This is a genomic window from Psychrobacter sp. WY6, from assembly GCF_018448495.1.
GTDB lineage: Bacteria > Pseudomonadota > Gammaproteobacteria > Pseudomonadales > Moraxellaceae > Psychrobacter.
Window position 1 is genome coordinate 316,990 of the sequence record NZ_CP049902.1, and the last position, 25,518, is coordinate 342,507.

26 protein-coding genes and 4 pseudogenes are annotated in these 25,518 nt (G+C 41.8%); 11 read left to right on the top strand and 19 right to left on the bottom strand.

Annotation, left to right across the window (positions count from 1 at the left end; all coding sequences use genetic code 11):
• Positions 1–337: 337 nt before the first annotated feature.
• Both G7Y90_RS01525 and G7Y90_RS01530 read left to right on the top strand, forming a co-directional pair.
• Positions 338–961, top strand: coding sequence for a YceI family protein (locus G7Y90_RS01525; RefSeq protein WP_250163198.1), 624 nt, complete (start codon positions 338–340; stop codon positions 959–961).
• A gap of 226 nt (positions 962–1,187) precedes the next feature.
• Entirely contained in the window at positions 1,188–2,276 is a 1,089-nt protein-coding gene (locus G7Y90_RS01530; protein WP_250163199.1) for a GNAT family N-acetyltransferase, read from the top strand.
• A gap of 109 nt (positions 2,277–2,385) precedes the next feature.
• Here the strand turns inward: G7Y90_RS01530 and G7Y90_RS01535 are convergent, their stop codons facing one another.
• Positions 2,386–2,820, bottom strand: coding sequence for a COG4315 family predicted lipoprotein (locus G7Y90_RS01535; RefSeq protein WP_250163200.1), 435 nt, complete (start codon positions 2,818–2,820; stop codon positions 2,386–2,388).
• Positions 2,821–3,345: 525 nt separating this feature from the next.
• Here G7Y90_RS01535 and G7Y90_RS01540 point away from each other — a divergent pair.
• Positions 3,346–4,983, top strand: coding sequence for an FAD-dependent oxidoreductase (locus G7Y90_RS01540; protein ID WP_250163201.1), 1,638 nt, complete (start codon positions 3,346–3,348; stop codon positions 4,981–4,983).
• Between the two features lie 116 nt (positions 4,984–5,099).
• On the opposite strand, the gene G7Y90_RS01545 is transcribed toward G7Y90_RS01540, so the two are convergent.
• Positions 5,100–5,777, bottom strand: coding sequence for an LOG family protein (locus G7Y90_RS01545; RefSeq protein WP_250163202.1), 678 nt, complete (start codon positions 5,775–5,777; stop codon positions 5,100–5,102).
• 286 nt (positions 5,778–6,063) lie between these two features.
• Here G7Y90_RS01545 and G7Y90_RS01550 point away from each other — a divergent pair, with 286 nt between their 5' ends.
• Both G7Y90_RS01550 and G7Y90_RS01555 read left to right on the top strand, forming a co-directional pair.
• Positions 6,064–6,792 carry an alpha/beta hydrolase family protein gene (locus tag G7Y90_RS01550; RefSeq protein ID WP_250163203.1) on the top strand — a complete coding sequence of 243 codons (729 nt, stop codon included), beginning with the start codon at positions 6,064–6,066 and terminating at the stop codon, positions 6,790–6,792.
• Entirely contained in the window at positions 6,780–6,950 is a 171-nt protein-coding gene (locus G7Y90_RS01555; RefSeq protein WP_250163204.1) for a hypothetical protein, read from the top strand. Before G7Y90_RS01550 ends, G7Y90_RS01555 begins: the two co-directional genes overlap by 13 nt.
• A gap of 39 nt (positions 6,951–6,989) precedes the next feature.
• On the opposite strand, the gene G7Y90_RS01560 is transcribed toward G7Y90_RS01555, so the two are convergent.
• From G7Y90_RS01560 to G7Y90_RS01570, 3 genes are read right to left on the bottom strand one after another with little or no spacing between them, the layout of a single operon-like run.
• Entirely contained in the window at positions 6,990–7,148 is a 159-nt protein-coding gene (locus G7Y90_RS01560) for a putative quorum-sensing-regulated virulence factor (protein ID WP_250163205.1), read from the bottom strand.
• Positions 7,118–7,291 (bottom strand): hypothetical protein, encoded by a 174-nt coding sequence (locus G7Y90_RS01565; RefSeq protein WP_250163206.1) that lies wholly within the window; start codon positions 7,289–7,291, stop codon positions 7,118–7,120. Before G7Y90_RS01565 ends, G7Y90_RS01560 begins: the two co-directional genes overlap by 31 nt.
• Positions 7,288–7,677 (bottom strand): 3'-5' exonuclease, encoded by a 390-nt coding sequence (locus G7Y90_RS01570; RefSeq protein WP_250163207.1) that lies wholly within the window; start codon positions 7,675–7,677, stop codon positions 7,288–7,290. Before G7Y90_RS01570 ends, G7Y90_RS01565 begins: the two co-directional genes overlap by 4 nt.
• Positions 7,678–7,868: 191 nt before the next feature.
• Between G7Y90_RS01570 and G7Y90_RS01575 the strand changes: the two genes are divergently transcribed.
• Entirely contained in the window at positions 7,869–8,303 is a 435-nt protein-coding gene (locus G7Y90_RS01575; protein WP_502937390.1) for a M23 family metallopeptidase, read from the top strand.
• A gap of 153 nt (positions 8,304–8,456) precedes the next feature.
• Here G7Y90_RS01575 and G7Y90_RS01585 read toward each other — a convergent pair.
• The 4 genes and pseudogenes from G7Y90_RS01585 to dtd all read right to left on the bottom strand — a co-directional run bounded on the left by G7Y90_RS01585 (position 8,457) and on the right by dtd (position 10,954).
• Positions 8,457–8,920: pseudogene (locus G7Y90_RS01585) on the bottom strand (ATP-binding protein).
• The gene (locus G7Y90_RS01590; RefSeq protein ID WP_250163210.1) at positions 8,917–9,558 is read right to left on the bottom strand and encodes a histidine kinase dimerization/phospho-acceptor domain-containing protein; all 642 of its coding nucleotides are present in this window, start codon (positions 9,556–9,558) and stop codon (positions 8,917–8,919) included. The pseudogene G7Y90_RS01585 and the gene G7Y90_RS01590 overlap by 4 nt, the downstream one beginning before the upstream one ends.
• An 80-nt stretch (positions 9,559–9,638) precedes the next feature.
• Positions 9,639–10,343: a phosphate regulon transcriptional regulator PhoB gene (phoB, locus tag G7Y90_RS01595; protein WP_055125876.1), complete on the bottom strand. Its 705-nt coding sequence runs from the start codon at positions 10,341–10,343 to the stop codon at positions 9,639–9,641.
• Positions 10,344–10,499: 156 nt separating this feature from the next.
• Positions 10,500–10,954 (bottom strand): annotated as a pseudogene (gene dtd / locus G7Y90_RS01600) (D-aminoacyl-tRNA deacylase).
• Positions 10,955–11,066: 112 nt separating this feature from the next.
• On the opposite strand from dtd, the gene asd reads away from it, so the two are divergent.
• On the top strand, positions 11,067–11,903 hold the full coding sequence (gene asd, locus G7Y90_RS01605) for an archaetidylserine decarboxylase (protein ID WP_250163211.1): 837 nt from the start codon (positions 11,067–11,069) through the stop codon (positions 11,901–11,903).
• A 132-nt stretch (positions 11,904–12,035) separates the two neighbouring features.
• Here the strand turns inward: asd and G7Y90_RS01610 are convergent, their stop codons facing one another.
• The 9 genes and pseudogenes from G7Y90_RS01610 to fadB form a co-directional block, all read right to left on the bottom strand.
• The gene (locus G7Y90_RS01610; protein WP_502937391.1) at positions 12,036–12,641 is read right to left on the bottom strand and encodes a DUF1287 domain-containing protein; all 606 of its coding nucleotides are present in this window, start codon (positions 12,639–12,641) and stop codon (positions 12,036–12,038) included.
• A 114-nt stretch (positions 12,642–12,755) separates the two neighbouring features.
• Positions 12,756–13,385 carry an HD domain-containing protein gene (locus G7Y90_RS01615; protein ID WP_250163213.1) on the bottom strand — a complete coding sequence of 210 codons (630 nt, stop codon included), beginning with the start codon at positions 13,383–13,385 and terminating at the stop codon, positions 12,756–12,758.
• A 319-nt stretch (positions 13,386–13,704) separates the two neighbouring features.
• Positions 13,705–14,283, bottom strand: coding sequence for an isochorismatase family protein (locus G7Y90_RS01620; RefSeq protein ID WP_250163214.1), 579 nt, complete (start codon positions 14,281–14,283; stop codon positions 13,705–13,707).
• 202 nt (positions 14,284–14,485) lie between these two features.
• Complete coding sequence (locus G7Y90_RS01625) at positions 14,486–15,085, bottom strand: rhomboid family intramembrane serine protease (RefSeq protein ID WP_250163215.1); 600 nt, start codon at positions 15,083–15,085, stop codon at positions 14,486–14,488.
• Between the two features lie 71 nt (positions 15,086–15,156).
• On the bottom strand, positions 15,157–15,342 hold the full coding sequence (locus tag G7Y90_RS01630; RefSeq protein WP_250163216.1) for a hypothetical protein: 186 nt from the start codon (positions 15,340–15,342) through the stop codon (positions 15,157–15,159).
• Positions 15,330–16,007, bottom strand: coding sequence for a hypothetical protein (locus G7Y90_RS01635; RefSeq protein ID WP_250163217.1), 678 nt, complete (start codon positions 16,005–16,007; stop codon positions 15,330–15,332). Before G7Y90_RS01635 ends, G7Y90_RS01630 begins: the two co-directional genes overlap by 13 nt.
• A 185-nt stretch (positions 16,008–16,192) precedes the next feature.
• Positions 16,193–17,122 carry a hypothetical protein gene (locus G7Y90_RS01640; protein ID WP_250163218.1) on the bottom strand — a complete coding sequence of 310 codons (930 nt, stop codon included), beginning with the start codon at positions 17,120–17,122 and terminating at the stop codon, positions 16,193–16,195.
• 123 nt (positions 17,123–17,245) lie between these two features.
• Positions 17,246–18,411: pseudogene (gene fadA, locus G7Y90_RS01645) on the bottom strand (acetyl-CoA C-acyltransferase FadA).
• A 258-nt stretch (positions 18,412–18,669) separates the two neighbouring features.
• Positions 18,670–20,829 carry a fatty acid oxidation complex subunit alpha FadB gene (gene fadB / locus G7Y90_RS01650; protein ID WP_250163219.1) on the bottom strand — a complete coding sequence of 720 codons (2,160 nt, stop codon included), beginning with the start codon at positions 20,827–20,829 and terminating at the stop codon, positions 18,670–18,672.
• 766 nt (positions 20,830–21,595) lie between these two features.
• Between fadB and G7Y90_RS01655 the strand changes: the two genes are divergently transcribed.
• The 3 genes from G7Y90_RS01655 (at position 21,596) to G7Y90_RS01665 (ending at position 23,980) form a co-directional block, all read left to right on the top strand.
• A complete protein-coding gene (locus tag G7Y90_RS01655; protein ID WP_250163220.1) occupies positions 21,596–22,705 on the top strand; it encodes a polyprenyl synthetase family protein in 1,110 nt (369 codons plus the stop codon).
• Positions 22,706–22,746: 41 nt separating this feature from the next.
• On the top strand, positions 22,747–23,565 hold the full coding sequence (locus G7Y90_RS01660; RefSeq protein WP_250163221.1) for a DUF72 domain-containing protein: 819 nt from the start codon (positions 22,747–22,749) through the stop codon (positions 23,563–23,565).
• A 145-nt stretch (positions 23,566–23,710) separates the two neighbouring features.
• Positions 23,711–23,980: a hypothetical protein gene (locus tag G7Y90_RS01665; protein WP_250163222.1), complete on the top strand. Its 270-nt coding sequence runs from the start codon at positions 23,711–23,713 to the stop codon at positions 23,978–23,980.
• Here G7Y90_RS01665 and G7Y90_RS01670 read toward each other — a convergent pair.
• Positions 23,946–24,822: pseudogene (locus tag G7Y90_RS01670) on the bottom strand (IS630 family transposase). The gene G7Y90_RS01665 and the pseudogene G7Y90_RS01670 sit on opposite strands and share 35 nt — an antisense overlap.
• Before the next feature lie 229 nt (positions 24,823–25,051).
• On the opposite strand from G7Y90_RS01670, the gene G7Y90_RS01675 reads away from it, so the two are divergent.
• The gene (locus G7Y90_RS01675) at positions 25,052–25,486 is read left to right on the top strand and encodes a TIR domain-containing protein (RefSeq protein ID WP_250163224.1); all 435 of its coding nucleotides are present in this window, start codon (positions 25,052–25,054) and stop codon (positions 25,484–25,486) included.
• The last annotated feature ends 32 nt before the right edge of the window (positions 25,487–25,518 follow it).

Consider the following 25,518-nt stretch of genomic DNA (forward strand, 5'->3'; position numbering starts at 1 on the left):
GCTTATTCCAGCACCCAACACCATTCCTCTGCTCACTTAGCCTTTCCCCAGCGGGAAAATCAAACCGCGATTTTAACGGTTTTTACCGCTAGACGCAAGCAGCAGTTGTGAGTGATATATGTGATAAGTTGTCACCAAAATCTCTATTTTGTTGAGAGGTATACGGTATGTTAGTATAATATTAAATTAGTTTAAATAATCAATAAATATCTTAAGTTTAGATTTAGTTAATAATTATTTTCGATATTAATCATTTGTTAATGATGATGGATACTGTCTGATGTCGCCTCGTTAATCAAGCACCCACTATTTATAAACACTCAATAAGGACAATATAATGATAAATACTGTTATGAAGAATAGCGCAAAAGCCTTGCTTATCAGCTCAGCACTGGCACTCACCACTGTTGCAGGTGCGGCATTACCTAATCAATGGCAATTAGACAACTCGCACACCCGTGTGGGATTTTCTGTCAATCACTTAGGATTTTCGACCACCATGGGTCATTTTAACGACGTCAAAGGGGTCGTTAATTACGATGTTAAAGCACCCAGTAAAACCAATATGAGCTTCACCATTGCAACCGATAGCATTGACACCAATTGGGATGCACGTGATGAGCATTTAAAAAAGGCTGAATTTTTTAACGTCGCCAAATATCCAACCATGACCTTTAAATCAACCAGCGTAAAATTTATAAATCCGCAACAAGCCAAGGTCACAGGTGACTTTACTATGCTAGGTCAAACCAAACCATTAACTTTGGATGTGACTTTGAATAAAATCGCCAACAGCCCTCTTACCAAAGAGCCCGTTATTGGCTTCCGTGCAACGGGTAATATTGATCGCGCAGCCTATGGTATGACAGCTTTCGCAGATGGTATTACCACCGATGTCCCGATCCAAATCGATGGTGAGTTGATAGAGAAAAAAGCGCAAACCAACAAAAAATCTAAATAAGTCTAATTTTTAGCCAAGCACAAATCGCTACCTCCTCTACATACTCAAAAAAGCAGCCATTATGATGGCTGCTTTTTTGACAATAATGAATCAACTCACTCGACATTTATATATATTCAATAAATCGCATAAATACTTTCCATTTGCTTGTTAACCTCAGTTTTTATTGTTATATTCATATATACGGATTTACGAATATAAAACATAACGCTGAGGGAGCAGAAAGATGGATACAGTACAGGTAGACTTTGCCGAGATAAATAAAGACTGGGATAACAACATCGCTGATTATCACTTTGATATTTATCACTTATCTGGTTGGATTGCTGCGTCAGCTATTGTAGATAAAGGCACTCCTCAAGGAGTGATTGCCACTTATAACAATAAAAAGATCTTTTTGCCTCTCATTATAAGAGAAATCGACTCAGAGCATTGGGATGCCACTTCTACTTATGGTTACGGCGGTCCTGTCATGGATAAGTCTCTCACTGATGCCGAATTAGACATAATATTGGCAGAAGTAAGGCGTTTTCTCTTAGCAAAAGGCTGTGTGTCTTTATTCATGCGACTGCATCCAATCATCAATAAAGAGTGGCTACCAACGGTCGGCAAAGCACTCACTCATGGATTGACATTGATGTCTGACTTGAGTAAATCCGAAGAAGAACACTGGAGCGAGACTCAAAATCGTCATCGTAGAGGCATTAAAAAAGCCTTAAAAATGGATGTCGTGACAAAAATTGAGCGTTTAACCAGAGAGAATGCAGTGATGTTTTCCAATATATACAAAGAAACGATGGCGCAGGTGAAGGCAGATCAGTACTACTTCTTTGATGATGATTACTTTTTTAATCTGCTCGAAAATCTACAAGACAGAATACTACTGATAACTGCCTATCAGGACAATAAAGCCATTGGCTCCTCTATCTACACAATCTGCAAAGAATCGGGCATTATGCAATTTCATCTCGGAGGCACGCTCAACGCCTATACCCATCTACAACCTTCCAAACTTATTACCCATGTGGCTCGTGATTGGGGCCGAACCAATCATTATAAATTACTACATCTTGGCGGCGGCGTAGGCTCTAATCTAGATTCTTTATACGAGTATAAAAAAGGGTTTAGCTCACAAGAGTTATTATTCAAAACTTATAGACTCGTCGTTAATCCAGCAAAATACGCAGCATTAGTCGCTGATAGCTGGTTCACCGAAAATGATTTACGCTCCGACTTTTTCCCTTTATATAGAAAAGAGCCTACTAAAGAAACTATCTTGGAGACTGAACAAGCTGAATCTTTGGCAGATATTTGATCGCGTTATTTTACGATTCTAATCATTCAAGCCAATAAAAAAGCAGCCGTTACGATGGCTGCTTTTTTGATGCTAATTGTCTTTCATTTCGGTAGACAATGGGCTTACTTTACTTGGTTTTGACGATATGCCAAACGCCCAGTTTATTGTCGCCATCTTTATCGCCCGCCTTTGTATCATTAGCATAGAAATATAACGGTTTACCATTTACCGCCCATTGATACTTGCCATCTTCGCGTTGAAATGCTGCAAACTGCCCTGAAGCTTTGGCATTACTCGGTGCCATAAATGCTGGCCAAGCAATTAGACAGGCACTCCCACACTCTGATTTATTCATCCCATCTTTGTCAAAGGTATATAAGGTCATGTGATTGCTTGCATCGACTAACATGCCGTTTTTACTCGCGACTGGCGCGGTATTTTTATTGGTGGCTTGTACATCATGCATGCCAGAATCATCATTGCCGAATACATTGTTTAACGTAGTACAACCAGTAAGCGTTAAAACACCAGTGAGAGCCGATAATATAAGCATACGTTTCATAATAACTTCCTTGTCATTTTGATTGTGATTATGATTGTCATCATAAATTTCTATTTGGGTTTTTCTCATCGTCAGACCATTTAAACGGCAAAAAACCTATCGCTGACTTCAAGCAGTTTTAATATAGCATATGCAACAGCGCAGTCGTTTCTATCCCTATATAAATTTACAAAAGCTTATGTATTTACAAACTGGATAAACTGGCATAGCCATTGCTATCAAGCGCCATAGCCATTCATTGACAAAACTCACCTATCTACTTACGTATTTGCCGTCATATTGGCTGTCATTTTTCGTAGAATACCCTATATACATTAAGAATTACTACACAATGACAAATATGACCCTTGCGGCTTCATATGCATATTGAACTTGACGTCCTTTGCACGCATATCAATAGTTATAAACGGCTTAGAACAACATCCATTAGGACAAATTTTTTAAAATAAGATTTTAGAATAAACTATTTAACAAATACACCGAGCATGACCTGCTGTAACTGCTATTAAGGATATAACAACGACAATGACTCACTCTTTCATTAAAAACCCAGTGAAAAACCAAGCGCACTCTGCCAAACGCGTCGGTATTCTTGGTGGTGGTACGGCAGGAGCAACCATTGCTATCCGCCTTGCGGCATTGGGGCTTGAAACTTATGTATTTGAAAAAAACAAATCGCTGATTGATGGTCCACCGATGTGTCACTTGCATGCTGGCGGCAATCTATACCGCGAAATTCCTGATGAAGATTGTGTGGCTCTCCTCAAACAATGTATCGATATATTGCGCCTTTATCCTTATACCATCGATGTTCGCCCAACAGTATTTGCCGTACCAACTCGCGATGAAGGCTTGCCAGAAGATTTGCTACCACGTCTTGATATCTTGACTGATGCGTATCGTAAGCTTATCGCCAAAGATGCTAATAACAAAGTGTTGGGCGAACCTGAAAACTATTATCAGCTTTATAGTCATGAACAACTCATTGCGCTGTCTGAACGTGAACAAGTCACCGTGCCGCGGTCAGTTGATGAATGGATGATACCAGTCGCTAAGTATTTGGACTTAAATAAAGTCAAGTTTCCACTGATTGTCGTGCAAGAGTACGGCTGGAATATTTTTCGCTTGGCGGCCTCTGCGCAATTGGCATTAGCAGATTATGAGCATGCACACGTCTTTACCGATACACAGGTTAAGCAAGTCATGCCTGTTGATTGTGAAAATTGCTCAAATGCTGACCACCACGTCACTAAATGGCGTATTGATTATCAGCAAGCTGCCAGCTCTAAAACTCAGCTTGCAACCGAATCTGAGACCAAAAATACAACCGAATCTATCGAAGTGGATTATTTAATCAACGCGTGCGGTTTTCGTACTGGCGTCATCGATGATATGGTCGGGGTCAAAGTCACGCGTATGGTCGAGTTTAAATCGTCTTATATTACCCACTGGGATGATACTGGCGGACAGATACCGGAGATTATCGTTTATGGCAGTCGCGGCACACCAGAAGGCATGGCTCAACTCACGCCTTATCCCGGTGGTTATTTTCAAATACATGGCATGAGCAAATTTATCACGCTATTCAATGATGGCTTGGTCGCCTCTAGCAAAGACAGCGCCCAACCTAAGCTGCCGCCGCAGTATGTGCACTATATCGAAGATGGCTGGGATAAGGCACCGTTACAAGCGCGTAGTCAGCAAGCGATTGATTATGTGGCGGAATTTGTACCGACCTTCCATAGCGCACGTACGGTCGGTAACGCGCTATATGGTGGGCAGCAAATTCCCGGTGAGGACGATACGCTGCGAGTGGCTGATGTAAGCTTGTACTCTAATATTCGCTATGCTCGAGCGGAAAACGTCAAAGCATCCTCGACTTTGATTGCTGCCGATCAAATCGTTGATGAATTGACTGAACTTGGCTTAATCGATCATGACACGCCAGCCAACCGCAATCGTTATGCTCATAATTGGGCGTATTTGACAAAACACGATAGCACAGCGATTGATGAAGTCGCGCGTACACTGGCTGAGCAACGAGGCTTTCCATTAGCTATGGCTGATGTGAATCACGGTATTGATGAGACAACTTTAAAGGGTTTCAACACGGCTAATGATGCAGGTGCTACTGAGATAAAAAAGCGTTCTATTAAAAATTGAACAAAAAAAGGAGAGAATGGCTAACGATCAGCCCTTCTCTCCTTTTTTATAGATAAAAACATTTATATATAAAAGCAATTACAGATAAAAGCATTTATATATAAGAATATGCACTCTTAATTACCAGCCATTTTTTCGGTATCGACTGCATCGTCTATTTTTACGACTGTTTTTAATAGGTCAATGGCTTCATTAATCGTGTTACATACCACCAAACGCTCCAGATCTTCTTGCTTCATAAAACCTTGGTCAGCCGTATATTTTAAGTGCTCGATCATACGATCATAGAAACCATTGATATTCAAAATAATCATCGGTTTTTCATGTTGATAGAGCTGACGCCACGTGGCGATTTCCATAATTTCCTCTAAAGTACCAAGCCCACCCGGCAAGGTAATAAAAGCATCTGCATACTCCGCCATCACGGTTTTGCGGGTGTGCATGGTATCTGTCAAATGCAGGCGAGTCAGCTGCTCATGAGCAATCTCATGTTTGAGCATAAACGTTGGAATCACACCGACCGCTTGCGCGCCGCCTTGAATCACCTCATCTGCAACGGCACCCATCAGCCCGATGCTCGCGCCGCCGTAGACCAAACCCATGCCATTGTCAGCAAGCGCACTACCCAACTCGCGGGCTGCCTGCTCGTAGACTTCATTATTGCCCAAACGCGAACCACAATAAACCGCTACCAACGGCATCGTTAACGTTGATTTATCCACTGCTTTTTCAATATTGGTAATGTCTTGACTGGTAATGACTTCATAAGTGTCATTGTTAATTTTCATTTGCATATAGCTTCCTTAATTTTTATATCGATTGTTTTTGTTAAATACTCGTTAAAACCCTAATGGATAATCCCACCCAAGATAAATAGCATAGAACTTGAAAGTCACAATTGAACGCCTTGCTTGCCAGCATTTATCTTAACATAAGCGATGCTATCAGGTGGCTATCAGCTAATTTAAGCGGTTTATCACTACGTAATGACTACATTTTAAGAGCAGATTATTGATAAATAATTGCAAATAAATAGCCACTCCACACCGCATAGAACCCTAACAATATGAAGGTTAAAGCATGGAAAATAAACAGTGTCAGACGGATATTTATTCACTGAGTATCATGACTGAGCGTAATCAGGCATTGGCAGCGACTGTCTATCGTCCTAAAAATAAGGTAAAAAAAGCGGTTATGCTCGCGCCAGCAACGGGTATCAAGCGCCAGTTTTATCACAATTTTGCCACTCACTTAGCAGAAAATGGCTTTGGTGTACTAACCTTTGACAATGAAGGCATCGGTGAATCGCTGTCGTCTGCATTGGCTAAATGCGATGCATCGCTGATTAGCTGGGGTCGCCATGATATGCCAGCCGCCCTTGATGCGTTGCAAGATGAGTTTTCCGACGCCACTTATCATTTAATTGGTCATAGTGCAGGCGGTCAGCTGATTGGTTTGATGCCAAATTATAGTGCGCTCGCTTCAGTGTTCAATGTCGCCTGCTCATCAGGTCGTATTAAAAATATGAGCATGCCCTATAAACTCAAGGCGATGGGTTTTATGGATGCCTTTATTCCACTCGCCAACTTGACGTTAGGGTACACGCCGTCAGATAAATTGGTATGGGCGAACCGCTACCACGGGGCGTGTCTCGGCAGTGGCGCGAATGGTGTAATGGCGCAGGCTATATCAAAACAGCCTTTGGCAAAAGTATACAAACGCACTTTTATGATGACATTACTATGCCATCATTATGGCTGGGGTTTAGTGATGATGACATTGCCAATAGCAAAAATATGGATGATATGATTCGTGTTTTTACTAAAATGCCAGTCGAAAAACAGTTTTTAGATCCTAAAGACTTTGGTCTAAACAGCATCGGTCATATGCGCTATTTTAGTAGCAGAACCAACGCTAAAGCCCCACAGCTGTGGCAAATAGCGGTTGATTGGCTAGCTAAGAAGTAATAAGTTCGGTTTAGTTAACCTATTCAAATGCAATTCTATTTAGTCTTGCGTATTTTTTGCTGCCTGTTCTGCTTTGACACGCTTGGTTAAGGCAGAATAAAGCGACGGCTGCATATTATGGATATTACCTAGCATCCATTTTACGTAGCTGATGGGCACGTCTTTAATCAGCGTACCTTTATGTTTGCCAAAGGGCATTTGCTCACTGGATTGGCTTTATTGGCGATAGCATGGACAGCAGCAAAATCCATCGGTGCAATGGCTAGGCGCTCACAACACGCCTGATAAAGCAAATAACACATACGCGCATCGCCCAGCGCATCATGAGCGGCAATCGTCATCCTACTTGCTTGCTTTTGCCTAATAATTGCTCGATACATTTGGACTGACCATAAGCACTCCACTCTGGAAAAGCCACACGCGCCAGCCGAACCGTACATATCAACTTAGTAGACGGACTGCCAATAACCCGCCAATCAAAGCGGACGTTATGACCAATCAAATACTGCGGCAACTCAAACGCCTCTAAATCAAAGCGCTCAAGACCAGCGACATCCTCATCAGTAATACCATGAATTCTAATGACAACTGGTGATATCGAACGACCACTATTAAAGTACTTCATCCACTCAAAGCCCGTCATCGCATTAATAGTCGCCACTTGAATCGGACGCGGATCACGACCTTGGTCGGTTTCGGTATCGATAATCAGCGCAGTATCAGTCATAAAAGTTCAGCCATGGATAACAATAATAGATAACAACATTGGTATTTTATGTAACGTTTTAAAAATACGTAAACTTTAAAAGAAACGTTATGTTTATGGGGATAAAAACTAGAGATAACAATGGCATACAAAGAATAGATAACTTCATATAATATCAATTGAAGTCCATTTAAAAAACTGAAGAGAGATAGATGCCAGCAGATGACAGTAATCCACAATTAAAGCCAAAGAAAAAGCCAACCTTTTTAAATCGTGTACTCAGTGTGCTTATTAAAGCGGCTGTATTGTTGATGCTATTATTTGTATTTGATAGGCTCTTACCCAGTATCAGCCAACAAACTCAGTCATTTGTGATGGCAAAATGGCAACAGCTCAGTTTATTACAGCAGGAACTACCGACGGAAAACAGCTTACCCAGTCCACTTCCAGAGCAACATCTAACAGATACATGGGGCGCTGCACGCAGTCAAGGTCGCAGTCATGAAGGTATCGATATCTTTGCCGCACGAGGCACACCAATACGAGCCACGACACAAGGCATCGTCAAAGTTGGTGAAAATACGTTAGGCGGTCGTGTGTGGTGGTGGTTGGACCAGGCAGCGCAGGGCATTATTATGCGCATTTAGAAGATTATGCAGATATTAGTCCAAACGACTGGGTTAATGCCGGCGATATCGGCTACGTCGGCGACAGTGGCAATGCAAAAGGTACGCCGCCCATGTACATTAGGTATTTATATCAGCGGCAGTGCAGTGAACCCTACCCACTTTTACAAAAGATTAGGGTATCGCAGCTGATCTAATATGGGCAGCTGGAAATACCATACTGAACGTCGAGCCCAGCCCTTCTACTGATTCAATTTGTAAATTAGCCTCATGCTGATATAAAACGTGTTTAACGATTGCCAAACCTAGCCCTGTGCCGCCAGTCGCCCGACTACGACCTTTATCATACGATAAAAACGCTCTGTCAACCGTGCGATATGCTCAGGTGCAATACCAATACCGTTGTCTTCGACGGCAAATCGGCAACCTTCGGACGTTTTTGTCCAACTAATGGCGATATTACCGCCCTTGGGCGTGTATTTGATGGCATTAATCACCAGATTAGAAAGCGCGCTATTTAGATACATCTCTGAGCCATACAGTCCGTCATAAGTGTCTATTTGCAAGTGAATGGTATGCCCATATTCTTGATTGTACGCTTGCGCATCATCATAAACATGGGTCAGCAGCTTGGTCATATCATATAGCTGAGCTCATGGGTTTCTTCGATTTCGATGCGAGATAACAGCAATAAGTCATTTACAATTCTATTCATACGCGCAGTCTGTTGGCTCATCAGCTCAAACCCGCGCTTCCAATGCGGCGGCATATCTGGCTGATCCGAAAAATTTTCTAGATAACCCATCATGACGGTCAACGGTGTGCGTAACTCATGCGAGACATTCGCCACAAAATCGCGGCGCATCTCTTCTAAATGATGCAAGCGCGTCACATCATAAATGATGAGCAGCTTCTCATCGCCAAAAGGCGTGAGCTCACACTTTAGATAACGCTTGGGCGCGCGCCACGAGACAATGTGCACACCATCCTGAGCACCATCGATAGGGTTGGTCGTCGCCTGATAATACTGACGAAATTCAGGCGCACTAATAAAGTCAAAAATGCACTTACCTTTATCTGACAACTGTAACAACATTAAATCTTCGGCGGCCTGATTCCACCATTCGAGCCCATCATCGTCATTGAGCAAAACCACCGCATCACGCAATGCGCGTAGTGCGCTTCTAATTTTTTTGAGTTGATCTGTTGTATTCTGCTGAGTTGCTAGCAGTGACTTATTTTGTTGGTCGCCTTGAGCCGATATTAGGGTGTTCATCCATCATCCTTATCACTATTCGCCGTTTTTCACTGTGCTACGATTAACATACTGCTTTTATAGCGAATAAAAACCGTCCGTTAAATTGGTTCAATAAAGCTAGAAAATCGATAGCCTGTCCCGCGTACTGTCTGTATCAACGTATCACATTGATGTGGTCGTAGTAATGTCCGCAAACGTTTGATATGCACATCAATGGTTCTATCTTCGATATATACATTACCACCCCATACTTGGTCTAGCAGCTGCGTCCGCGTATAGGCACGCTCTGGATGACTCATAAAAAATGCCAGTAATCGATATTCCGTAGGTCCGACATCAACCACTTTACCAGCCGCTGTCACCCGCTGACTTTTGGGATCAAGGCTCAGATTGCCGATTTCGATAGGTTTATCACTACTGAGCGCGTTACTACGCCGCAATACTGCTTTGATTCTGGATATTAACTCACGTGTCGAAAAAGGCTTGGTCATATAATCATCAGCACCAGCATCGAGGCCATGCACCTTGCTGTCCTCTTCACTTTTAGCCGTTAGCATAATGACTGGTATCTCAGCGAGTAGCTCATCGTTTTTGAGCAATCGACAAAAATCAATGCCACTTTTATCGCCGGGCAGCATCCAATCTAGCAAAATCAGCGCAGGGCGGTGATCGACCACTTGTTGGTGCGCCTCAGATACATCCGCTGCCTGCAGACTATCAAATCCCGCCATCTCTAGCGTCATGACGATCATTTCACGAATCGCAGGTTCATCTTCAACAATCAAAATTTGCTCATTATACATACGGCATTCTCAGTGTTAGAGGACAACATTTAGCTGACAAAAAAGGCGATAAATGCTCGCCTGCTACTCCCTATTAAACGGGGTAATTATGACAGTTTAATGACATTCAACTTTTAAGCACTTCATAGGTCTCGTGACGGCTAATGCTTAGTTTACTCAATTTATTTCTAACAAGAAATTCAATGGCCCGTCATTGATGCTCGACACTTGCATATTAGCGCCAAACTGACCAGTTGCCACGTTTGGATGTTGCGTGTTGGCGTAGGCGACCAATTGCGCAAACAACGCTTGCGCCGCATCAGGTGCCATCGCACCACCAAAGTCAGGGCGACGACCCTTGTCTGTTTTGCCATTAGCGTAAACTGTGATACCAATAATAGTCCGCCACCAACTTGCTGGACATTTTTATCCAGTTTGCCGTACTTGGCAGGATCATCATCATTGTCAAAAATACGATAGGTGAGGATTTTATCCACCATTCGCTGTGCGCTTGTTAGGTCGTCATCAGGCCCCAAACCAATATAAGCCAATATGCCTTGCTCAATCGTACCAACACATTGCGCATCGACGGTAACACTAGCACGGCGTACGCGCTGTATAAGTGCTTTCATTTACGGATTCCTTACCAATTATGCCCATACAATAATACGCCGTCCATGATAAAATACGGCCATTCTCTTGCTTATTAATTATTACATCACACCCTATTTTGGTAGCCTCATTATGAATGTATTCACTACTTTACAACAGCTTCTCCCGCAGCAGCAACTGAGTAAAGTTGCTGGGCGCCTAGCCGCTAGCCGCCATCCTTATGTTAAACGCACGTTTATCCGTAGCTTTGCTAAAGCCTATAACGTCAGCTTGGACGAGTATGAGCGCCAAAGTCTCAACGCCTATGAGAGCTTTAATGATTTTTTTACTCGTGAGCTAAAAGAAGACGCGCGCCCTATCGACATGACGCCTCATGGTATCGTCAGTCCTGCCGATGGCATTATCTCGCAGTTGGGTCAAATTGACGACCATAAATTGCTCCAAGCAAAAGGGCGCTATTATGACGTTGGTCAACTGCTTGCTGACAGTGAAGATGGACGCTATTTTGCGGATGGGAGTTTTGCGACGGTTTATCTTGCGCCCAGTAACTATCACCGTGTACATATGCCCTTCGCCGGTACTCTGACCAAAACCCGTTATGTACCGGGCACGCTGTTTTCGGTCAACAATACTACGGCGGCGAACGTGCCGGACTTATTTGCGCGTAATGAACGCTTGGTTTGTCTGTTTGATACAGTATATGGTAAAGCAGCGGTGGTGATGGTTGGGGCGATGATTGTCGCTGGTATCGAAACGGTGGCGACTGGTAAAATTGCCCGCACTGATGATATTCAAGAAGCTGAGCACAATATGAGCTTTGAAAAAGGCGATGAGCTGGGTCGCTTTTATTTAGGCTCAACCGCAATTGTCATTCTACCAAAAGGCGCAAAAGCAGATTGGCAAGACAGTATGAAAGCCGATAGTGTGGTAAAAATGGGACAGCTATTGGGTGTCGCTAACACTCCATAGGCAAGCGATTTAATGACTCAAAAAAGCTCAGTTCAGCATCCTAATTTATGCTGAACTGAGCTTTTTATTGTGGGTAATTATCTTATCGCAACGTACTAGCTTAATAATAAAAGTAGTTAATAAAAAAAGTAGTTAATAACGAAAGTGCTTGAGAATAGGATAAGCAAATAAGATGTTTTCTTCTTGCGTACCGCGTCCGATATTGTGAACAATCAGCGGTGTACCATCCGCAGCGACTTTATCGGAGACGATACCCGTGTGCGGCAAATTGCCATTCGGTAGCCGCCACGTCACCACATCCCCTGCTTGAAAACTGGCTTTATCAGTCGTCGATAATGTCTTTGCGTGACGCGCAAAAAACACTTCAAGATTGGGCACTCGGCGATGGTCGATATTCTTATCGGTTGATTTGAGCCCCCAAGTCTTTGGATAAGCCGACCAATTTGACTTCATATCATGGTTGACTAATTGCTGTAGATCTATATTTTGCAAGCGATAAGCACGGACGATAACATCGGTACAGACGCCAGTTTCTATCGGTACATCACCACGCGGAAAATCCAACTTGCGGTAAGCAGGATCATAGCTGGTGGTAATACCGATCTGTTTTTTAGCATCGTGCGCCAGTTTATCACCATTACTAATAGGTGCGGCGGCCTGAGTTAGTTGCGCCAAAGTTAATAGGCTAACAAAGACGAGCGATTTAGCGAAAACCTTATAAGTACCAGTAATTCTCATTTAACAATCTCTCTATATAAGTACTTAACCGCTCATTTAGTTAATTCTAAATGCTTTAATATTTAAAGAATACAAATATTTGCAAACATGTAAACGGCAAAATGATGGCTTTGCTTAAGCATCAACCAACCATCCTTGCTGGGTCGCATAGTCGATATTTTTTGATAGCCAATCATGAATGGGAGGAAAGCTGCCTTTGATAAAAGCAAGTGCTGCAGTCACTTGCGAGCACGTGACGTTAGCATCAATCCACGTTTTTCCATTGGTATTTAAATTCAATAAAAAAGGCAATAAGCGATCAACCACTTTAAGCAGCTGGGTTTCTTTACTACTACCCGTCTCCTGTTCTTCCCAAATCTCATTTAAATCCATGATGCCATTGCCACGCTCAGCTTGCAATCGAGCAATGCCCGCACGTTCTTCAATGTGCGCCTCGCTACGACTGTTTGCGAATAAAAATGTATCGCCAGCGTCAATCTCACCCAAGTCATGTACCAATGCCATCTTGAGTAGTTTTTCATGATTGACATCTAGCTCGAACTGTTCAGCGATAGACCAGCACGCCATGGCTAAATGCCATGAATGTTCGGCAGAGTTTTCTTTGCGTGTGGTATGCGTCACATAACTACGACGATTGATACGTTTAAGCGCATCAAGCTCTAATAAGAAATGAGTAACATGATCTATATCAATGTTTGAGGCAAGCGTTGAGTTGGTTAATAAAAGGGGTTTGGTTGATGGCATAAATTTTCTCTTAATTTTTCTACGATATATAGCGCTTCATTTTACCTTTACGCATAAGTATATTATACATTTTATGAGCGCTATAAAAGAGCATACCAACCTATAGCTAATTAACACCACTATAAAAAAGAAAATAGCGCTTATGTGAGTAAGCGCTATAGTCAAAGTATTTTTAAATCGCTACAGTGCTGCTGGGATAAAATTTTCGCAGCCTCTGTGAATACAGCAAGCAAGTAAAATTTGTACCAGTAGCACCATAATACAATCGTATCGGTTTTATGTTTCTTTGACTATATCGGTTCTATTTTGAGTAAAATAACTATTTAATCAAGTTACTAATGGTTTTAAAAGCAGGGTCTTGACTACTTCGGCATAACTCAAACAGAATGGTTTCAACCGTGGTAATCACGCCACCAGCACGGCGAATACGGCGAATTGCTTGCTTTTTATCATATGGAAAACGCGAACCGACCGCATCACCAATGATGACGGGCTGCATACCATTATCTAGCAAATCAAGCGCTGTTTGTAGTACGCAGACATGTGTCTCTACGCCAAGCCAAAACAAAACAATACTTCGATTTTGCTGCGCTAAATAATGCCACGAATCATCATTATCACAAGCGCTAAAAGTGACCTTTTCAAAGCTTTTGGCGTTATCGCCTTCTAACACCTCGCGTATTTCAGGTAGCGTATCGCCGAGCCCTTTTTTATACTGTTCATTGAGCATGATAGGAATATTCAGTGCTTGCAGACCCTTAATAAGCGTCACTGTTTTTTTGACGATGTTTTCATGGTCATAAATATGCGGTGTTAAGCGTTCTTGAACATCGATTATCATCGCTTGGGTATTTTCGCGAGCGATTCGATAGGTACGATCGGTAATCATAGTAGACATGGCACACTCCTTGTACGGCTGACTTTATTGTTAAAGGCTATGTTAATTTTATCATTGATATTGTCTTTATTAGCCTTACTCTTATTTAGTCATAGTTTGCTGAGGGCGTCAATGGAGATAGTCTCTAATAATGATTAATAACAATTCATCACGTTTGATTCATACTGCTTGATATAGTTTCTTAATGAAGAGTAGCCAATAACTATATATGGCGTCTAGCATTCCTTAATAACGACTGTTTTTGAGTCATGACTATGACCACACCGAAAACAATACCAAAACACAAGGTTAAAAGATAATACACCATATAACTGAGCGTGTTTATAAATGCAAAGAACATGCTGGTTAAAGTAATGATTAATATCGCAGCGATAGTACCGCCGAATAGCTCTCGATATTTTTTATTAAAAATCTTAAAGGCCACCAACGGTATCGCGATACCAAACAAGCCAAATGTAGCACCCCAGACACCTGCCATGTCCATATCAAAATATAGTACCCCTAAAACATTAGCGAAAATACCACATATAAAAAAGGCCATCGAAAAACGTAAAGAACCCAATACTTTTTCCAAAATATAACCTGTCGCAAAAAGCATCCCCAGACTCATTACTAAATGCATAATTCCTACATGTACGAAAAGCGATGTCACTACCCGCCAATACTTACCAGCTTGCAGCGCGTTCATCGTCAACCCACCTACACTATTTACCTGTCTAGATAAAGGGTCAATGATATCCATACCCATGAATACGGTCAGTATAAATGTACCTATACAGGTCAGTATTAACACCAAGGTCACAGGTCGCTCTTTATTACTTCTAAACCAAACTACTAGGCTTTTTGATACATCACTTACTGGTGCACGTTTTTTTACAGGCTTTTGTTTTTGATATGTTTTTGTGTACCTTTCTTTTCTTGATTATCAAACTCTGCTGCGAGAACGAGCAACAAGCACAGCACCATACCAATAAAAAATGAACCAAACCCCCAAACAAAATCACGATCTAAGCTATCAGCAAGTAATCCCGTTTCTGGCTTCAATATTAAGGGTGGCAAATTAGATTGCCTATTAGCCGTAGAAACCGTGTGTAAGTAACCACTTCTCTGATTTGATGATTTAAGTTTCTCAAAGTAGCTGATAGTAGAGAGGTCTTTGGCTTCGTACTGATGGCGCGAGTCGTTAATAAACGCTGAGTATTGATGGTCTTTAATACTTTGGTCTGCACGATTATCGTATTTCGTGTGGTAGTACCTAGCCAAATATTATCAGCGGCGGTAAATGGCGTGGCAATGTAATAATCAATATGCAGTTTTGAGTCAAAATATCGTCCACTGACTACTTGTGTTTCTATATAAGAAACGCTCTTTAATTTGAGTGGCTCAAAATTATCCACTCTGAAGTACTTTTGTTTTGGATAGTAACGAATATCACTCAGGCTATCTACTTCAATGACCTCGTAAGCTGCTTTGGACAAATAGTTTTGGCTGAGAACGAGCGGTATCACTAATGCTAAAACCATCGTTATAAAAAAGTAGCCTGAACTACTACGCTTAACCCACTTTAAGGTCAAAAGCTCGTACCTCGGCCACATACAAATACTAACGACTGAAACAGATAAAAGGAGCGGAATACCAAAATCCCAGTAGCCTTCCTTTAAAGGTAGAACATCTAGATAAATATCAAGCAACCAGCGTAAAGCCCCAAAAAGCAGAATGGACAAGATACTAAGACCTAAATATGGCAAGAATACTTGCTTTAGTCTTAGCTTGATCGATTCTTTAGCGCTTAGGCTTTGTATTTGCTTCTGTTTATCCCTTTTGCTTACTCTTTTTTGTTTCTGCTTCTATTTTTCCTTATACCTATACTGGCTTTGCTTATTATTATCCATGCCCTATCACCACAAATCTAGCGTACCTTAAACTGTTGAAATGCTTTTTTATCAATCGTTGCTTTTAAGACTAATAGTAAGCAAATAAACATGCCAATGATAAAAAACCTAAAGAATTTTGCTAACTCTTTATATGCTTTTTCGTTAAGTGTGCCCAACTGAGATACAAGTATTATTGGGTCATTAATATGTTGCTGACCTGACAATCTAATCGCTTCTAAATAACCATGCTTAGTATCTGAGTTTTGCAATTTTTCAAAATAATCAGCAGTAGATATCTCTTCATTTGCATATTGTTGTCTAGAAATCTTTTTAAAATTTTCTATTTGTTGAACTTTCTCTTTTTCTTCAAGATCATTATCAATAACCTTAGTAAAAGCCTGTCCCCACCAGATATCTTTATCTCCATAAAAAGGAGTAGCAAAATATAAGTATATTTTTAACTCTTGTCTAGATTTCCCCATCTCCCTAGTATTGAAGTAAGAAACAACCCCTTGTTTCTCAACACTTTTATTATCAAATTGGAAGTATTTTTGTTTTGGATATAATTTAATATCACTTATATTACTTATATCAATAATGTCATATGCTGCTTCATATAAGTAAGCTTGACTGATTGATATAGGCGGAAATAAAGCAAGTATCATCACCAAGTAAAATACATTAGCGCTATTATCATCAAATAATTCAAATCGTAGCAGTCTAATCCTTGATCGCATTATGACAAGCACTAAAATAACACTGATAATTATTGGGATAATTAAGTTCCAGACCGTATCTTTTAGAGGCCATATCCCTAGACAGATGTCCAACATCCATCTTATGATGTTGTAGAATAAAATGGCGCCAATAATAAAACCTAAAAAAGGAAGAAAGATATAGCGCATTTTTAACTTAAACACCTCTAAATCTAAGCGCTTCTTATCTGACGATTTATGATGTGCCATTTATACTCTACCTTTCATTACTATGACTTAAACCAAAAAAAAGCGCCTCCAACATTAAGTTAGAGGCGCTCATCTTACAAGATATTAAAACATATTAATCAACAATATTAGCTTAGCTAAAACTTAAACACGCTCAATAATAGTCGCGATACCTTGACCAAGACCGATACACATGGTCGCTAGACCGATTTCAGTATCCGACTGCCATAGCGTTAAGCAAAGTAACCGTGATACGAGCACCTGAACAGCCCAGTGGATGACCTAATGCAATCGCGCCACCATTAATGTTGACGATGTCTTGCTTATCCGTCAAATTCAATGCTTTAGTACTGATAGACTTGCGCTGCGAATGCTCGTTTAGCTCGATGGTTTGCATATCATCGAGGCTCATGCCAGCACGCTTAAGTGCTTTGCGTCGCAGGTACTGGACCATAACCCATGATAGCAGCATCACAACCAGCGACTGCCATGCTACGAATACGAGCACGTGGCTTTAGACCTAGCTCTTTAGCTTTTTGCGCGCTCATCACTAACATTGCTGATGCACCATCAGATAGTGCAGATGAGGTAGCAGCAGTTACTGTACCGCCTACTGGATCAAAGGCTGGACGTAGCTTTTGCATTTGCTCCATCGTCGCATCAGGGCGAATCACTTCATCGACAGTACATAGTTGCAAGCGACCCGCTTCGTCATGACCTTCGATACCGATGATTTCATTGTCAAAACGACCTTCGGTGGTCGCAGCCCATGCACGGCGATGCGACTCAAGACCAAAGGCATCTTGCTCTTCACGAGTGATATTGTTCATGCGACCAAGCATTTCAGCGGTCAAGCCCATCATGTTTGAGGCTTTAGCATAATGCTTTGACGCTTCAGGGTTAAGATCAACGCCATGCATCATGCCGACGTGACCCATATGCTCAACACCACCGATGATGAAAACATCACCTTGACCGGTCATGATTTGGGCAGCAGCAGTATGTAGCGCCTGCATAGATGAGCCGCACAGACGGTTAACGGTTTGACCGCCAGCAGTCTTTGGAATACCAGCAAGCAAGCCGATGTTACGACCGATGTTTAAGCCTTGCTCTAGTGTCTGATTGACACAACCCCAGATAATGTCTTCGACGTCACGTGTGTCAAAGTCGTTACGCTCAACCAATGCACGTACCAATTCGGCAGACATGCTATCAGCGCGGACATGGCGGAACATACCGTTTTTGGTTTTACCCATCGCTGAGCGTACGCCATCTACGATGACCACGTCTTTTGGACTTAAGATTGTCATACTATCTTCCTTTTCAATTTTTATTGTCAGTGTAGTCAGCCCATTTCAATGCTATTACTTCGTCAATCTCACTTGAAGTACAATACGTACCTCTGCGCTCGATTTCCTTGTACTAGCATTAAATGAAGCCAACTATAATCGTACGTGTGCTATTAAAGATTTGTTATTAAAAAATAGTGCCATTAAATATAAATAGATTAATAGCTCTCACCCTCAAACAGCACACGTACGGCACTTCATCCTAGTAATGACTACCCATTACGCGGTGGCGTAAAAGGTCTCGCCTGCTGCTGCCATGTCGCGAATCTTTTGCGGCGCTTCATAGGCTTTGCCAAGGTATGCGTATTTTTCACACAGTGCCAAGTAGTTATCTAGACCCATTTGGTCGATATAACGGCAAGGTCCACCGCGGAATGGCGGGAAGCCAACGCCCATAATCATCGCCATATCGGCTTCTGATGGCGTGCTAACGATGTTGTCTTCTAGGCAACGGACGGTCTCATTACAGAAAGCCAGCATAGTGCGGTCAATAATCGCTTGATCTTCAAATTCTTGCTTTTCGCTATCTGTGGTGGTTTTTAGTAGCTCATAAGTGGCTTCATCGGCAACTTTCTTTGGCTTGCCGCGTTTGTCCATTTCATACTTATAGAAACCAACGCCGTTTTTCTGACCTAAGCGTTTGTTTTCGTATAAAAGCTCAATCGCGCCTTTATAATCAGGCTTCATGCGGTCAGGGAAACCTTCTGCCATGACTTCTGCGCCATGTACGCCCGTATCTAAACCAACCACGTCGATTAGATAAGCAGGACCCATCGGCCAGCCGAATTTTTCCATGACTTTATCGACATGAGCAAAATCAGCACCTTGCTTAAGAAGTAAGTCAAAGGCGCCAAAGTATGGGAATAGCACACGGTTGACTAAGAAACCTGGGCAATCGTTAACGACAACAGGCACTTTGCCCATTTTAGACGCTAGCGCAACGGTAGTCGCAATCGCTTCTTCAGAGGATTTCTTACCGCGGATAACTTCAACCAATGGCATACGGTGTACAGGGTTAAAGAAATGCATACCAACGAAGTTTTCTGGACGCTCAAGTGCTTCAGCCAAGAAAGTAATAGAGATGGTCGAAGTGTTTGACGCTAAGATACAATCGTCTTTTACTAAGCCTTCAACTTCTTTTAATACCGCACGCTTCACATTTGGATTTTCTACCACTGCTTCGATAACGATATCAGTTTCAGCAAAATCACTATAGTTCAAAGTAGGACGGATACGGCTTAAGGTTTCACCCATTTTTGCTGGGGTCATTTTGCCGCGATCTACCATTTTACCGAGTAACTTGCTGGCTTCGCCCATACCAAGGTCTAATTGCTCAGACTTGATGTCTTTCATAATGATTGGCAAGCCTTTACTGGCTGCCTGATAAGCGATACCGCCGCCCATGATACCAGCGCCTAGTACAGCTGCTTCATTGATCTCATGTGCTTTTTTGCTGTGCTGTTTGGCTAATTTTTTAACCAACTGATCGCTTAAGAATAAACCGACCAAGCTTTCTGCTTGTGGGGTTTTCGCCGCTTTTGCAAAACCAGCCGCTTCTACTTCGATTGCTTTATCACGTGGTAAGTTAACGTGTTTTTCCATCGCAGCGATAGCAAGTGCTGGCGCAGGATATTGCTTAGGATTGGCTTTGGCAAAGATCATACCTTTAGCGCTGTTAAACGCCATCGCTTGCTCAAGCTGATTCAATTTAACTGGATTCAGCTTCTCTTCGCGCTTCGCTTTCCAATCAAGCTCACCTGAGATACATTTTTTGACTAGGTCAATGGCAGCATCTTGCAAATCATCAGCAGCAACAGTCGCATCAACCAAGCCCAGTTTTAGCGCATCAAGTGGTTTCTTTGGTGTACCAGTCGCAATCAGCTCAAGCGCATTGTCGATACCAATCACACGCGTCGTACGAACCGTACCACCAAAACCTGGGAAGATACCCAGTTGGGTTTCTGGTAGACCTATGATGGCTTTGTCGCTCATGACGCGATATTCACAAACCAAGGTCATCTCACAACCACCGCCAAGTGCCGCGCCATTGATGGCCGCTACTTTCGGGAAAGGCAGGTCTTCAAAGCGGTTAAAGGCGTCATTGATACCTACGACCCAATCTTTAATCTCGCTTTCTGGCTTTTTAAAAGAGCCAACGAATTCTGTGATATCAGCACCAGCGATAAAGACGCCTTTACCTGAGGTCACGATTAAACCTTTGACGTCGTCGGCTTTTTCTAAAGCAGTAACCGCTTCACCAAATTGCTTATTGGTTTCAGCATCAAACTTGTTCACGCTCTCATTTTCGGCGTTGTACTGCATGTTGGCGATGCCATCCTCTAGCATTGTCACCGTGATGCGATTTCCTTGGTATACCATTTGAAACTCCTTGCTATATAACGAAAGCTACGTTTTAAAATTAAAAGTTTTAAAATTAAAGGTCATAGCCAGTTATTGTTAGTAAAACGAGTAATAACACTGCCAATATACTGTGTTATAAAGTCAGTAGAGTAAGCAGTGAAGATGTCTTTATTATCCAGCGCTCATGGTTATATTCATTTTTTATGCTTAACATTACCGCGTTAGCACAAGTGAATACGGCGCTTCATTTATATATTGTGACCAGTACTGATATTGAACATACTAACATTAAAAATATGGACTGAGAGTTGAGCAAATTTTTCGCTGAAATAAGCACGCAAACCTCTAGCCCTAAATTATCAGATCATTTTTACGCCAATTAGTGTAGGGGATTATGCCCCTAACTGTCACAAGCTAATACCATACTCACAAGTCACTCTTAAATCAGCAGCAGCCCTTTACCTGACTAGTAATGTGCTTTAAGTGACGGTTTGTATACTGAAATTGTATACTAAAAATTCGTCTTTTAAAGATTATAATGACAGATGCTTATCCTCACACGCCGTCACACGCTTAACGTGATTCTTTATCAAAACATATCCACTAACTAAGTTAAATCACCAATACGTAACGAGGGCTTGTTGCATTATTTCGGAGTGCTTAATACAATTTTTAACAGTAAGCTGCAAAAATATGGCATTGATGATGCTCACCCCATAAGCTATATAATCTATCATGCTACACTAGCGATATTTTTATTATTCACCTGATAAATGGTTGGGTTATGACTGTTTCTTCTACGCCAAGCTTTATACCTGAAAGCCTTATGCCTTCAAGACTTGTATCTTTTACTAGCTTTAATAACAACACCGAGCAATTTCATAGCGCCGTGCGCGCGCAACTTGCACAAGATATCGACGTGCTGTTTGCGTATGCCAAACTGCCAAGCCCGCTGCTTGATGCCTGTCGTTATGTGATGACTGGTCAAGGTAAATTGGTGCGTCCACTATTGGTTGCCAGTGCCTTTGACAGTGTTAATCACACTAATATTAATGATAATACAAACGATGCTGATAAAAACCCTGATAAAGAAGCTAAGCAAATTCAGCAAAATAGCGATTTGGAGTCGCTATTAGAAAACGACTCCGATTATGATATGGCGCGCCGTGCGGCATTGGCGGTGGAGCTGCTGCATACCTATTCATTGGTACATGATGACTTGCCATGTATGGACGATGATGACTTGCGCCGTGGTCAGCCAACGGCTCATATCGTCTTTGAAGAATCGACCGCCCTACTCGCTGGCGACGTATTGCAAACATTAGCCTTTGAAGTATTGACCGCGGAGTTGCCCACTTTTGTACCCTTTGATTCAGCTATCGCCAGCCAGCTCATCGCAATATTTGCGCCACGTGCACGGCGTATGGTTTCTGGTCAAATGCTTGACTTGAACGCTGAGGCTAGTGCTAATATTTCACAAAGCGATCTAGAAGCTATCCACCGTGATAAAACAGGTGCATTGATTGAAGCCGCTATGCTTATGGGCGGTATCTGTGCTGGTTCGACCGCTCCACAGCGTATGGCATTACAGGAATGCGCCCAGCATATTGGTCTCGCCTTTCAGGTTCAAGACGATATTTTAGACGTCACCACCAGCACCGATACCCTTGGCAAACCTGCTGGCAGCGATGAAAAATTAGACAAATCTACCTATGTGAAATTGATGGGTGTCGAAGACGCGACCAGCTATGCGCAATCGCTATTTAATGATGGACGCGCGGCAATCATTCGTGAACTGAGTCATCATAAACCAAGCAGTAGCGAGCTTGGTAATGACGCAAACAATGATGCTTTACTGGCATTAATAGAATGGCTATGGGCACGTAAAAAATAGCCAAAAATTTAATCACTAAAGAACGGTAATGAGTGGTCAACATGGACAGTAACCCTATCCCGCGTATTTATCTCGGTACTGGTGGCTATAGCGATACCGACTTGTGCGGTACGCTGTATCCAACGGGCACAAAGAAAACGGACTTCTTACGCGAGTACGCCAAGCAATACGGCGCGGTCGAGATTAATAGCACTTTTTACGCGCCCATCGGACAAAAAGCCTTTGCCGGTATGGTCAATAAGGCCTACGTGCAAGCAGACAGTGAATTGAAGTTCGCGGTCAAGCTCCATCAAGACTTTACTCATGCGCGCAAGGGCACAGCCGAACACGCGCAAGCATTTATTACTGCTCTAACTCCACTTATCGAAGCCAACGCTCTCGCGCCATTACTACTGCAATTCCCACACGGCTTTGATCGTACCCGCGAGCATCGTCTATATCTGGCAAACCTTGTCAGTTGGTTTCAAGATTATCCACTAGCCGTTGAGTTTCGTCATAATGGTTGGCATACCCCGCAAGTGGTCGATAGTTTTGTCAAACAAGGTCTGATTTGGTGTAGCGTTGATTATCCCAAAGTCAGTGGTTTACCGCCGTCACGGCTGATATTTACCGAGCGCACGGGCTATCTGCGCATGCATGGTAATAACCTAAACTGGTGGGATGCGATGAGCGCTGCTGACCGCCATGATTATCGCTATAGCGAGGCGGAAATGCAGGACTGGGCGCAAGCGATTGCCAATCAGCGTCAGCATTTTGATACGCTATATATCTTCTTTCAAAATACCGTCAACGCCCATGCCTATTACAATATTGCGATGCTTAGAGAGGCGTTGGGTAAGTTTGGGTTTGAAGTGCTGTAATTTTTGAGCAGCGTAATACACTGATATATAAAATAGGTGTAGCATGGGTGAAATTAAATTAAATATACAGTTTTAATTTAATACACTATTTACTATGAAAGTTAGCGTCTAAAACCACTATTACAAATTTGAAATCGGAGGGGAAATGTCAATTTCTACAATTAGTAGCAATCTTATAAGAACCCAAAAAGAGCTAGCTGATGCTACCCATAAAATTAGTTTAGAAACCAAGAAAGAAACAGCTTGTTCAAATAGAATCAACTCTATACAGAAATCTATAACCAAGAATACCGCTGAGAGTGCGCTTAAAACAAAACATGGAGAAATTCAGCGGAAATTAAATGAAATATCGAAAATTCAAACTAAAAAAGCTGCCTTAGTTAAGGTAGAAGCAGCAAAAAATGCCAAGATATAGTCAGTTCACAATAAATAAATACAGCCCAATCCTGAAATAGCTTAGGCAGATTATTCTCCATCCACCCTTGGCGTAGAAACTTAGCTTGAGCCCATTTCTTTTCAATGGGGTTTAGATCAGGACTGTAGGGTGGCAGCCATAGAACACGATGACCGTGCCTGTTCAGTAGTTTTTGAATACGCTTGCTCTTATGAAAGCGGGCATTATCCATAACGATCACGCATTTAGTCTTGAGACTTGGAATTAGCGTGAACTTGCACCAGTCAAAATATATGGCTGTTGATATTTTGTTCAAAGTAATCAAGCGCAAACAGCATCTTTTTATACAAAGCACCGATGACATTAGTGCGCTTTTTTGCTTGCCAGTTGAAGCTGTCGATACAGGGTTTGCCTATCGGTGAGTATCCGTAAGGTCTTATAGTTTCAGCCTCAAAGCCGCTTTCATCCATATACACAATGGGATAGCCTTGCTGTGTAAAGCTATCAAGCTTACTCTGATACGACGCTCTTTTTATCAGGCAGGCTTTTGGATGCTCTAAGGTCTTTTTTTGACTGATACCTAGGCGTTTTAAAGCATTGTGCATGCCGGTCTTACTACAGTTGAATCGCCTAGCTCGCTCATATAAATAGTCATCTGGATGTTGTTCAACGTCTTTTAAGAGTGCTTCATTCGGTATTTTAGTCGGTGGTTTATTCCGGGTTTGTTTGATACTTGAATCTTTGAGCCAGCGCTGTAATGCGGTTTTGCTAATATTATAAAAAGTACAAGCCTGACGGATACTCATGTCTTTGTTTTTGACACTTTTAATCACTTGTGCTCGAAAATCTGCTGAATAGGTCATTTGTTATTCTGCCATTTCGCTTGTTTTAAAACGATTGTATCTTATTTAAAAAGAACTGACTATACTAAAACTCAAACAAGACTTAGCAAAAGAAGAAGAAAAAGAGCGTAAGAAATTATTAGCATTAGAAAAGCAACAGCGAAAAGAACAAATAGCTTTTCAAACTAAGTTGCAAGATGAAATTCAAAGAACTTCTCGAACGCAACATATAGTAGTAGGCGAATACATAATGGATAAATCATTACAAGTAGTCGAATACGATTTATTTATTTCACATGCTTCTGAGGATAAGGAAGAATTTGTACGACCGTTAGCCGAAACATTAGAAAATTTAGGTGTGAAGGTTTGGTATGATGAGTTTACTTTAAGAGTTGGTGATAGCTTAAGAAAAAATATAGACCATGGTCTCATAAACTCTAGATTTGGTACAGTCATCTTATCTTCATCTTTTTGTTCGAAAAATTGGACTCAATATGAGTTAGATTCAATGGTAGCTAGAGAAATGGATGGCCACAAAATGATTCTTCCTATCTGGCATAAAGTAACAAAGAATGAAGTGATGAGTTTTAGCCCAGCTTTAGCAGATAAGGTTGCACTGAATACCTCAATGAGTAGTATTGAAGAAATTGCAGATAAGTTGGCAGAAGTAATATTATCAGAATGAATCAAACAAAAAAAAGGACGCCTCTCAGCGTC

Excerpts from the sequence above, each read along its gene's own strand:
- G7Y90_RS01525 (WP_250163198.1), top strand. The coding sequence starts at position 338 with ATGATAAATACTGTTATGAAGAATAGCGCAAAAGCCTTGCTTATCAGC.
- G7Y90_RS01530 (WP_250163199.1), top strand. The coding sequence starts at position 1,188 with ATGGATACAGTACAGGTAGACTTTGCCGAGATAAATAAAGACTGGGAT.
- G7Y90_RS01535 (WP_250163200.1), bottom strand. The coding sequence starts at position 2,820 with ATGAAACGTATGCTTATATTATCGGCTCTCACTGGTGTTTTAACGCTT.
- G7Y90_RS01540 (WP_250163201.1), top strand. The coding sequence starts at position 3,346 with ATGACTCACTCTTTCATTAAAAACCCAGTGAAAAACCAAGCGCACTCT.
- G7Y90_RS01545 (WP_250163202.1), bottom strand. The coding sequence starts at position 5,777 with ATGCAAATGAAAATTAACAATGACACTTATGAAGTCATTACCAGTCAA.
- G7Y90_RS01550 (WP_250163203.1), top strand. The coding sequence starts at position 6,064 with ATGGAAAATAAACAGTGTCAGACGGATATTTATTCACTGAGTATCATG.
- G7Y90_RS01555 (WP_250163204.1), top strand. The coding sequence starts at position 6,780 with ATGGATGATATGATTCGTGTTTTTACTAAAATGCCAGTCGAAAAACAG.
- G7Y90_RS01560 (WP_250163205.1), bottom strand. The coding sequence starts at position 7,148 with ATGCCCTTTGGCAAACATAAAGGTACGCTGATTAAAGACGTGCCCATC.
- G7Y90_RS01565 (WP_250163206.1), bottom strand. The coding sequence starts at position 7,291 with ATGACGATTGCCGCTCATGATGCGCTGGGCGATGCGCGTATGTGTTAT.
- G7Y90_RS01570 (WP_250163207.1), bottom strand. The coding sequence starts at position 7,677 with ATGACTGATACTGCGCTGATTATCGATACCGAAACCGACCAAGGTCGT.
- G7Y90_RS01575 (WP_502937390.1), top strand. The coding sequence starts at position 7,869 with ATGCCAGCAGATGACAGTAATCCACAATTAAAGCCAAAGAAAAAGCCA.
- G7Y90_RS01590 (WP_250163210.1), bottom strand. The coding sequence starts at position 9,558 with ATGAACACCCTAATATCGGCTCAAGGCGACCAACAAAATAAGTCACTG.
- phoB (WP_055125876.1), bottom strand. The coding sequence starts at position 10,343 with ATGTATAATGAGCAAATTTTGATTGTTGAAGATGAACCTGCGATTCGT.
- asd (WP_250163211.1), top strand. The coding sequence starts at position 11,067 with ATGAATGTATTCACTACTTTACAACAGCTTCTCCCGCAGCAGCAACTG.
- G7Y90_RS01610 (WP_502937391.1), bottom strand. The coding sequence starts at position 12,641 with ATGAGAATTACTGGTACTTATAAGGTTTTCGCTAAATCGCTCGTCTTT.
- G7Y90_RS01615 (WP_250163213.1), bottom strand. The coding sequence starts at position 13,385 with ATGCCATCAACCAAACCCCTTTTATTAACCAACTCAACGCTTGCCTCA.
- G7Y90_RS01620 (WP_250163214.1), bottom strand. The coding sequence starts at position 14,283 with ATGTCTACTATGATTACCGATCGTACCTATCGAATCGCTCGCGAAAAT.
- G7Y90_RS01640 (WP_250163218.1), bottom strand. The coding sequence starts at position 17,122 with ATGGCACATCATAAATCGTCAGATAAGAAGCGCTTAGATTTAGAGGTG.
- fadB (WP_250163219.1), bottom strand. The coding sequence starts at position 20,829 with ATGGTATACCAAGGAAATCGCATCACGGTGACAATGCTAGAGGATGGC.
- G7Y90_RS01655 (WP_250163220.1), top strand. The coding sequence starts at position 21,596 with ATGACTGTTTCTTCTACGCCAAGCTTTATACCTGAAAGCCTTATGCCT.
- G7Y90_RS01660 (WP_250163221.1), top strand. The coding sequence starts at position 22,747 with ATGGACAGTAACCCTATCCCGCGTATTTATCTCGGTACTGGTGGCTAT.
- G7Y90_RS01665 (WP_250163222.1), top strand. The coding sequence starts at position 23,711 with ATGTCAATTTCTACAATTAGTAGCAATCTTATAAGAACCCAAAAAGAG.
- G7Y90_RS01675 (WP_250163224.1), top strand. The coding sequence starts at position 25,052 with ATGGATAAATCATTACAAGTAGTCGAATACGATTTATTTATTTCACAT.